Here is a 9,776-nt window from a genome sequence, read left to right as displayed (position 1 = left end):
GGCCTGGACCAACACCCATCCAGTCGTGACAACGGCCTTCGGCCCGGATGATCACGACCACCTGCACCCGACACCCGCGGAGCGGGTAGGTATGCGCTGCCGCGCATACCAGTGCGCTCCGCTTCGCTCCGCGCGGCGGGCCGCTGCGCGGCCCGCTTGCAAGATCGCTCCGCTTCGCTGCGCGATCTTGTGCGAGCCCGCAAGCGGGCTCGCCGGGGGTCCGGGGGGCTGCGCCCCCCGGTAGGCCGGTGGCTCTATATCCCTAGGAGGGCGGAAACTGAGCCTTACACCTGCTGGGGAAAAGACGCTGTTTCCGCAGGTCAGAGGGTGTAAGGCGGGTGTGGACACCGGGAGTCCGGCTTGTGGGTAACCCGGTGTCGCCCCCTGTGGAGGAACGCGGATTTTCCCTGGTCAGAGGGTGTAAGGCACCCCGGAAATCGAGCCTTACACCCTGTCCGGGGACCCGGGTCCGGCTCAGGGAACCGCGGACCGGCTGTGTGGCTATCTCCGGGCCTTTCTTGCTGCCGCCGGGGTCATGGGCCGGGGGACGGGTCATCGGGCGGGAGAGAGCGATTGAGGCCGCTTCCTGGCCGTGTGGGGGAGAATCGCTCGCATGAGTCCTACGCGTCGCCCGCTCGGCACTGGACCGAGTGCCACCAGCACGCCGTCAAGCACGCTGCCGTCGCCGACTGCTGCCGAGCGGGCAGCAGCCGGGGAGTGGGTCGCCGACCCCGAACCGCCGCGCCCCCGGACCACCACAGGCCGCCGGCCGCTCGGGCACCGGGGCCAGTAGGCAGGTCGGAGCCGCCCCGGTGGCGTCGGGGCGGCTCCGGCGGTGGTGGGCTCAGGCCCGGATTGGGTGCGCCTCCGCCACCTCGATGGAGATCCCGGCGGCGCGGCGCTGCTTGCAGGTGCGGCAGTAGAGCACGCTCACGGGTGCGTTGATGGGCAGTCCGCAGTCGGCGCAGTCATGGACGCGCGGGGTCGGGTCGTAGGTCTCCTTGGCTGGGGCCACGTAGCCGGACAGCGGCGCGCGATGCTCCAGCCGCCACTTGATCAGCCCGTAGGCGCTGGTGTGCACCTTGAGCTGAAGGTCCGTCGGGTCCACCAGCGCTTCGGCGATGGCGGCGGGCGGGTAGCCGATGTGGAGCCGGGGGATAACCAGCAGCTCAGCGGCGCGGGTGCGCTCACGGGCGGTCAGATGCTGGGTGAGCAGCGGGACCTGGGCGAGGACGTCGAGCGCCTGGACCCGGAGCGCGCTGTACTCCTCCGCCGTGTAGGTCTCAGCGCTGGAGCCGGGGCGGACTTGACCGTCGAGGAAGGTGAAGCGGCGCCCGCCGCGTCCGCCGGTCTCGGGCACCAGCTCGCCGCGCAGCAGGGGCCCGGCCTGCGTGTGATGGGCGTGGGGACGGCGGCCGGTGAGGGCGGCGAGGTGGGTGCGCACGGTCCGGCCGGTGACGCCGAGCGCGTCGGCCAGGTCGTGCTCAGGCATGACCACGGACCACTCGCCCCCGGCCGCTGTGGCGAGGATGAGCAGGATGCGCCCGCAGGTGCGGCAGGACAGGGCCGCGTCGGTCGCCCAGGTGAGGGGCGTGCCTGACCGGGCGGGCGGCGGCGGGGCGGGGGCGGTCTGCGGGATGGCCGTGCGCCGGTCGGCGGCGACCCATCCGCATTCCACGAGGTAGCGGATGTGGATCAAGGCCACCTGACGGCTGACTCCGGCGGCGGCGGCGATGGCGGCGCCGGTGACCGGCTGGCCGAGTGCGCGCCGCTGGAGCAGCACGGTGTGGATCTTGGTGCAGGTACCGCAGGACGCGGGCGGGCGGGCCGCGTGCGTCGTGCTCCGGGTAGCCATTTCGGGCCTTTCTGACCTGCTGCGGGTGCGGGGCCCGACCCTGGGCCCGTACACTCGCCAGCGAATCGAGCGGAGCCCTCCGGGTCCCGACGTTGGCGCGTCGGGTACTAACCCCCGGGGGGCTTCCGTGTGTGCGAGGCGATGCCTGTGTGTGACGGGGAGCCTACGCCTTGGAGCGGCGATTCCCTGACGACTGCTCGGCGGGGAGCCACTTGTAGAAGGTGCTGCTGCTGATGCGGCTGAGCTGCTGGGCCCGGGACCGTGAGGCGCCCAGCCGGTCCGCTTCCAGGGCCGCTTCCTTGATCTGGGGCAGTAGCTCCTTGGCTTCTTGCAGCAGGTCCGCCCGCCTTCGGCCGAGGTCGGCCAGCCTCTGTAGCGCCTCTGCCTGCGCCTTCTCGGGGATCTCCATGCAGGTCAGCATAGCGCACTACTTCTCCGAGAAGCAGTGTTGTTCTCTGAGAAGTGGTGCGCTATGGTGAGAGCACGGAAGGCACCCGGCCACCACGGCGGGCGGCGCCACCGTGTGCTGACCAGCGCAAATCTCAGGGATGGAGACGGCATGACCCAGACCGAAGAGATCCGATACACCGCCGACGTGGTCCTGCTGGCGGGGAACCGCGTCCTGCTGATCCAGCGGGACTGGCCCCCGTACGAGGGCATGTGGGCGCTGCCCGGAGGGCACGTCGATGCAGGCGAGAGCAGTCGTGAGGCCGCCGTGCGCGAGCTGGAGGAGGAGACCGGCATCACCGTCTCGGCCAGTGATCTGCGGCAGGTGGGCGCCTTCGACGACCCAGGCCGCGATCCGCGCGGCCGGTACGTGACCGTGGCCTACGTCGCGACCCTGCCGGACCCGGTGCTCCCGACAGCCGGTGACGATGCCCGCGCCGCCCGCTGGTGGCCCCTGGACGACCTGCCGCAGCTCGCTTTCGATCACGCGCGGATTCTCGGCAGCCTGACCGTCTGAGCTGTCGCGGTGCCTGATCCGCCCGCCCTCGGCGAGGGCGGGCGGGTCGGGGAGCCGTACAGACGACTCCCGACGGTGGCCGGAGTGCGGGAACACCCCGGCCACCTGAGACGACACCCCTGATGAGAGCAGGAGGTGCGGTCCTGTGACGGATCGTATCGAGGAGCAGGCGGCGGCTGACGCCGAGGCTCAGGCGAGGATCGCGGCGGCGGAGGCGGCGGCGCTGGCGGCGGAGGCCGCCCGGGAGGCCGCCGAGCGGCTGCGCGCGCAGGCTCAGGGCGGAGGCGCCCAGTGAGGCGGGCGGGCGGCGGTGACCGCACACGCAAGGTGACGGTGGCCGGACGCACGCGGGAAGTGCCGGCCGCGCTGCCCAAGCTCCCGGCCGACTGGCGGGCGCGGGCCCTGGTGGCGGCGCTGGTGGTGGCTGGGGCCATCACGGTGGCGACCGTGGTCTACAGCACCATGTCCATCGCCGAGCTGCTGGGCGGCTGGTGGGGCTACGCCGGTGGCTCGGTCTTCGACGCGGCATGGCTGGTGACGCTGCTGCTGGCCGTCGTCCACCGCCACGACCCCGACCAGCGCCGGGCGGCGGACATCGCCGGGTGGGCGCTGCTGGCGGTGTCCATGGCGGTCCTGATCGCGCACGGCATCCGCGTCGAGGACTGGGGCCAGGCGGTGGGCGGTCCGGCCGTCTCGCTGGTGGCAAAGCTGCTCTGGCACACGGTGCTCACGAGCATGAGCCGCCCGCTGTCGGCGGACGCCGCCGCGTGGCTGGCGGCGGAGCGTGACGAGGCGTACGCCGAGCTGGCCATCGCCGAGACGGCCGCCGAGGTGCTGCGGTCGCGTGGCCGGGCGGCGCAGGTACGGGCGGCGCTGGAGGCCCGCTATGGCGACCTGGAGCCGCCTACGGCGCGGGGCGCCGCGTGGATCGAGCGGGCGGATGAGCCGGAGCCGGTGCACTCCCGCGCGGCCGAGCTGCGCGAGCGCGCCATCGTGGACCAGCAGCGGGCGCGTACCTCGCTGGAGGCGGCGGCGGACGCCGGGATCCCGACGTCGGAGATCCTCTCCGCCTCCGCCCGGAGGCGCCCGGAGACTCCGCCGGACACGCCCCTGACCAGCGCGGAGACGGGCGGAGACCTCCGCCCGGAGAAGGAGCGGGTCTCCGCGCAGGACGCGGCCCCGGCCCTGTCCCTGCGCTCCACGGTGCACCGCCTGGTAGCCCTCGGCGTGACCGACCCGGACACGGTGGAGCGGCACGTAAAGGCCGTGCTGGGCAAGCCCGTCAGCCGCGACTCGATGGAGCGCTATCTCCGGGAGGCCAGGGGGTCGAGCGCCAAGGGGCCCACTGAGCCCGGGACTGAGCCCGGCGGGCCGATGAGGGGCGGATACGCCTGAACTGCCCGAATCCCAGGGCCTTGTGAAAGGGCGTGACGGCTGTCAGACCAGCCGCCTACGCTCGAACGATCACCGCTCGTGATCACCCCATGACGACCTCCCGGCGGGACGCATCCCCGCCGGGAGGTCTCCCCTCCCGGATGACATCCCGTCAGGAGGTAGGCACAGCATGACGAACAGCTCATCATCTGCACAATCGGGCCTGGCCACACCGGACTCCGAACCGGCCACGACCCCCGATCTGGTGGACGGGCCCGCCGCACCGCCCGCGCCGGAAGCGCCCGCACCCGACACCGAGGGCGCCAAGACGGCCGAGACCGAGGTGAGTACGCCGGGCGGCCTGCCGGTGGTCCCGGCGGTGACCGTGGGCACCAGCAGCTCGATCGCCGCTGTGTCGGCTACCGGTCTCGCCGCCGGAGGCCCGGCGGCACTGCTCACGGCCGGGGCGCTGGTCCTGGTCCCCATGGTGGCGGTCGCGGCACGGGCCGCAGCAGCCGGCACGTCCCGGCGCGGTCCCGCGCGCATGCCCGGGGCCGGTGCTCAACGCTCCGGCGGTGTCCCGCCGCAGCGGTCTGCGACGCGCTCGCTCGGGACCTTCGGGGCCCGGCGCGGCGGCGCGGGCCCCGGAAGCGGCAGCGGTGGCGGCGGTGCCCGGCGCGGCGGCGGGATGGGCGCCCGCGCCCTCCAACACGCGGCGGCGGTCCGGCAGGCCCGCCGCGCGTCTGCCGCCGACGCGGCACGCAAGGGACGCACCGCCGCAGCGGCGGACACCACCCGCGCGCGCCGCCAGCTCGCCGACGCCCGGCGGGCCGAGCGCCAGCAGCGCCGCCGCTCCCCGGCACCCGCCCCCGGCGCCCGTGCAGGCGCCACACAAGGCCGTGTGCGGCTGTCCAAGGACGCGCCCAAGAGCGGCGGGACGCGGCCCCAGACAGGCCGTGGAGGTGCCCAGAGCGGCACTGCTGGCCGGGGCGGCATGGCCGGGCGGCTGTGGCGGGCCGGACGCGGCGCGGCGACGCAGACGCTCGCCCGTGCCCGGCGGCGCAGCACCGGCGAGACCGGCACCACCCCCAAGGACAAGAGCCAGGCCCAAGGCGGCAGTCAGGGCAGGCCCCGCGGATTCCGCGCCGCCCGCCGCGCCGCCTACCGCGCCGCCCGGGACCGGATCCGGGACCGGTGGCGCGCGGAGAAGCGCGCCCGGATCGAGAAGCGCGCCCGCACCCGTGCTCTCCGCACCGCGCTGCGCCGCTCGGCGGCCCGCCACCACGGGCGCCGCGTCCTGGCGGCGCTCGTCGCCACCCCGCTTGGCGCGCTGTCGCTGGCCCTGTGGCCGGTGGCGAAGCTGCTGCGCATCCAGCCGCCCCGGTGGGGCCGGAAGGTGCTGCACAAGCTCCGCAAGGCCGCGCAGGAAGAGCGCCTGGCGCGGGACATCGCCGCCTACCAGGAGCACGACCAGGACGAGGCCGAGCGGGCACGCCAGCAGCGGCCCCGCCCCGGTGACGTCGACTGGCCGCGCCATGCCGGCGCGGCCGAACCCACCACCCAAACCAAGGAGTACGAGATGACCGGCTTCGACTTCCGTTCCGTCGCCGAGGACATGCTGACCCAGGCCCAGAACGCTGAGCCCGGCGGCATGATGCAGGTCCTCGCCCACATCGAGACCCTGCCGGAGGCCATGGCGGCCATCGCCGAGACCTTCGCCACGGTCGCCGCCACCTGCTCCCCGGAGAACATGCCGCTCGCCCCCGAGGTGACCGACGCGCTGGCCGACCTGCACAAGCAGCTCGTCGGATGCGTGGACGCCGCCGAAGCGGTCGGGCAGCTCTTCCACACCCACCACGAAGCCGACATCGCCCGGCACACGGACGGCCGGACGGCCGAAGAGATGTGGGACGTCAGCCGCCAGACCGAGGACTGACGCCCCACCCCGGCGGGCGCGCTCGGGCGCGCCCGCCCGCCCCTTCGAGACCACCGAGGAGCATTCCATGGCCGCACGAAAGACCACCGCCGCTGACCACCGCGCCCACCTCGCCCTGGACTGGGCGGCCCGCCACGGGCCCGTATCCGGCCCGCTGGCCATGGCCACCACCTCCATGGCCGTGGCCAGCACCGGCGCACTCGCTGGCATGCCGTCCGGCTGGCCGCTGGCCATCGGTGCCATCGGTGCCGCCGCACACGGCATCGGCGCCGGTCTGCGCAAGCGGCTCAGCCGCCCCAGCCTGGCCACCCGCGCCGCTGGATGGCTGCTGTCCTCCGGCTGGACCTCCGCCGTCATCGCGACCGATCCCACCACCTGGAGCGGCAAGGACACCTGGACCGCCCTTGCCGCGCTCGCCGCCATCACCATCGGCGTGGGCGGCGCTGCCTACGCGGCCGAGGTCCATGAAGAGGCCGTCGACGATGCCCGCCGCGCCCTCCAGGCCGCCATGGCTGAGGCCGAGGTGGCGCGCGAGGACTGGGCGACCATCGACGCCTGGATGGCGCTTATCCGGCAGGTGAGCCGCGTGCCCGTCGAGTTCGGCGGCGGGTTCACCCGGCGCCCCAACGGCAGCGGTTTCGCGCTGGAGATCAGTCTCCCGGTGGGTGTCAGCTCCGACCGCATCGCCAGCTACGCCCAGACGCTCGCGGAGGCCGCGCGCCTGCCGAGCGGCTGCCTGGTCCGGATCGAGCGTGCCGGCCGCCAGGGGCACCTCATCCTCGACGTGGACACCCAGGACATGGCGGCGCTCAGCACCCGCTACCCGGTGGAGGAGGCCGAGGTCCCGCTGACGATCAACGGGCGTGTGCCGTGGGCCGTCGACCGGTCCGGCCACCGCGTCGAGCTGCATCTGAGGGAGGCGTGCGCGCTGATCATCGGTCCGCCCGGCAGCGCCAAGACCACCTTGCTTGAAGGCATCGTCGCGTCGTTCTCTCGGTGCCCTGACGTGCTGGTCTGGGCTATGGACATCGGCAAGCAGTGCGCCGACTTCAAGCACTGGAACCGCCCGTGGCTGGAGGCCCAGGGCCGCGTCGACCCTCCGGCGGGCACCCCGCGACCCCCCGAGGACACCCAGCCGGTCATCGACTGGATGGCCACGACCCTGGTTGAGGCGGAAGAGATGCTGGACGCCATGCTGGCCATCGGCGAGCAGCGGCTGACCACTACCCGGAGTACCAAGCTGCTGGAGGTCACCAGTCAGCAGCCGATGATCTTCTGCATCATCGATGAAGGCGTCGAGATGCTCAACTACGAGGGGCGGGACCCGCTCAAAAGCCGCGTCCGCACCAAGATCGTGCAGGTCATCCGGACCCTGCGCGCTATGGGCATCCGGCTGATCCTCACCGCCACGGACGGCAACGTCTCGTCGCTCGGTGACAGCGCGGTCCGCAAGTACTCGCCCGTCCGCGTCGCCCTCACGGCGACCGATGCGGAGGGCGCCAGCGTGGCAAAACTCTTTGGCCGAGTGAAAGGGATCGACATTCGGCAGCTCCGCTCCAAGGGCTCCGGAGTCATCGGAGCCGTCACCGGAGACCCAGAGACGGAAATCTATCCCACGGCTATGCGGACTTTCCTCACAGACGCCACTCTGCACCGAGAGATGGCTATCCGCACACGTCATTTCCGCCCGGCTCTGGAAAAGGCAGCAGCAGAGGCGGCCGGAAATGCCTATGCCGAAAGGTGGTCTCCGGGAAATCTCGACCGTCTCTTCGGTGCGACGGAAAGCGAAAGCACACCCGCGGGCACCAAAACACGGCAAGGCAAAATCGAATACCGGCGTACTCTCGACCTTCCCTCACGGGCATCCGACAGCGATTCTCCCAAGGAATCCAAGCAGGAAGAGACGCCGCGCCCGAAGGAAAGCCAGCCGCTCACAGACGCCGACCTGGCCAAGCTCTTGTCGGACCTGGCAAGACTGCCTGAAGCCACCGAACCGGCCCCGGAGAAGCCGAAGAAGCAGGCCGGGCCCGTCTGGCTCCCTCAGGCTATCCAGGCCATCCGGGAAAGCGGTGCCGATGGCATGAAGGTCGGCGCAATCGCGGAAATCGTCGGCCTCGACCGGAAAACCGTCCGCACCGCACTGCGCGCCTGTGAGGAACTGGTGTACCGCGACCGTGGGCCCCACTCCTGCTACGTCCACCGCGACTACGCCTGACCACGCACAGCTACCGGGTAGTGGGTAGTGGGACCCCTCCCCCACTACCCGGTACACCCCACCTACTGCCCCGGCCGCCCCCGAAACCCCTCTACAACCGGCCCCCAGTACCCACTACCCAGTACCCACTACCCAGTAAGAGCAGCACACAGAGTGACTGCCTGGCATCCGCCGGACGATCCGCTGGAGGTCCGCCGGCATCTGCCGTACGCGGCCCTCCCGGCGGATCCCAGCGGACCTGTAGCGGATCTCTGGCGGATCATCCGGCGGATGGGAATCTCTGCGTTCCACCCTCAAAAGGCACTCCCTCTTATAGCCTTCAAGCTGTGAGCGAATACCAACGCACCGAGATGATCGGGAAACTGAATCCCGAAGAAGCTTGTCCGGCCCCGTGCACTGCGGATGATGACATGCAGTGCGTTGACCCACCAGCCGTTTCGCTCCCTATGGCCTGTGCCCTCCGCGTCTAAGGAACGAGTCGGCCGATCCATTTGAACCTACCGACCGCGAGAAAGGGTTTCACCCATGTCGAAATGCTCGTGCCTCTGGTGTGGGCCTCAATCCAAATGGTGGCCGCTAGTGGCCGCCGTCGGCGTCATGGTTCCAGTACTGGTAATCGGCGGAGGACGCCAACCCCTCTACGCCGACGTGGCATTCACATGCGCCATGACGGCATTCGTTTGGGCGATCACCCGTAACATCCTTGACCGCGTTTATACCCGGCACGAGGACCGAAAGAGCTACCAGTAGACCGACCTGAAGAACGTCAGAAGCGGGCTATCCCGCATGACTATTCAGCGTTCGATGAAGGATTCTGAGGGGGTGGTGAGCCAGGATCCCAAGCGCTACACAGGCAAGCAGGTGATGCAGCAGGGCTAGGCCATGGTTCCAGAATCGGTCTAGCCCTCTGCTTTGAAGCATCCCGGGGGAGTGGCCCGGATCTGCCAAAGGTACATGTGCATCACTTCGGCAGAGGGCAAACGGGGCCAGAGGGCACAGGAGCGGAGCGCCGCCCCCTGTCGCGTGTCGCGCTGGCCTCATGTCCGGGGGGTCAGGGGTGTCCGCGCAGCTCACAGCACGCGACAGGAGGCGGCACGACAGCCTCACGCGACAGCTCCCCCTCTGCTGCTAGCAGCCCGCGAAGCGGGCTCACAGGACCCCTACGGGCCGCAGGTGCGCCCTGGGCCGCGAGGGGCGGAGCGCAGCGGAGCCCCCGACCCGCCGGCCGCCCGGGAGTGCGCAGCACGAAGGGCGGTACAAAGAATTCCGCTTGCGGAATTCTTTGATTCGCGCAAAGCGCGAATAGTAAACCGCGCAGCGGTTTACCAAAAGCCGCGCAGCGGCTTTTTCACTGCGTTTATGGATTCGCGCAGCGAATCCCGTCGTTGCATTCCGCGCAGCGGAATGGTTCCCGCGGAGCGGGAACCATTAC

At 71.2% G+C, this 9,776-nt stretch carries 7 protein-coding genes; 5 read left to right on the top strand and 2 right to left on the bottom strand.

All coding sequences use genetic code 11. The features are described from left to right. Positions 1-844 precede the first annotated feature (844 nt). Together AB0L74_RS34505 and AB0L74_RS34500 are read right to left on the bottom strand one after the other, a co-directional pair. The gene (locus AB0L74_RS34505; protein WP_365661472.1) at positions 845-1,855 is read right to left on the bottom strand and encodes a hypothetical protein; all 1,011 of its coding nucleotides are present in this window, start codon (positions 1,853-1,855) and stop codon (positions 845-847) included. Between the two features lie 163 nt (positions 1,856-2,018). Next, positions 2,019-2,276: a hypothetical protein gene (locus AB0L74_RS34500; protein WP_365661469.1), complete on the bottom strand. Its 258-nt coding sequence runs from the start codon at positions 2,274-2,276 to the stop codon at positions 2,019-2,021. Between the two features lie 138 nt (positions 2,277-2,414). Between AB0L74_RS34500 and AB0L74_RS34495 the strand changes: the two genes are divergently transcribed. From AB0L74_RS34495 to AB0L74_RS34475, 5 genes are all read left to right on the top strand, one after another. After that, the gene (locus AB0L74_RS34495; RefSeq protein WP_365661466.1) at positions 2,415-2,819 is read left to right on the top strand and encodes an NUDIX hydrolase; all 405 of its coding nucleotides are present in this window, start codon (positions 2,415-2,417) and stop codon (positions 2,817-2,819) included. 145 nt (positions 2,820-2,964) lie between these two features. Next, positions 2,965-3,114 (top strand): hypothetical protein, encoded by a 150-nt coding sequence (locus tag AB0L74_RS34490; protein WP_365661464.1) that lies wholly within the window; start codon positions 2,965-2,967, stop codon positions 3,112-3,114. A gap of 38 nt (positions 3,115-3,152) precedes the next feature. Next, a complete protein-coding gene (locus tag AB0L74_RS34485; RefSeq protein ID WP_365661461.1) occupies positions 3,153-4,214 on the top strand; it encodes a hypothetical protein in 1,062 nt (353 codons plus the stop codon). 169 nt (positions 4,215-4,383) lie between these two features. After that, positions 4,384-6,129 (top strand): hypothetical protein, encoded by a 1,746-nt coding sequence (locus AB0L74_RS34480; RefSeq protein WP_365661457.1) that lies wholly within the window; start codon positions 4,384-4,386, stop codon positions 6,127-6,129. Between the two features lie 67 nt (positions 6,130-6,196). Then, on the top strand, positions 6,197-8,344 hold the full coding sequence (locus AB0L74_RS34475; protein WP_365661454.1) for a hypothetical protein: 2,148 nt from the start codon (positions 6,197-6,199) through the stop codon (positions 8,342-8,344). Positions 8,345-9,776 lie beyond the last annotated feature (1,432 nt).

Source organism: Streptomyces sp. NPDC052020 (genome assembly GCF_040680575.1).
Taxonomy (GTDB): Bacteria; Actinomycetota; Actinomycetes; order Streptomycetales; family Streptomycetaceae; genus Streptomyces.
The sequence above is the reverse complement of the archived record's forward strand: the minus strand, read 5'-3'. Positions and strand labels throughout refer to the sequence as shown.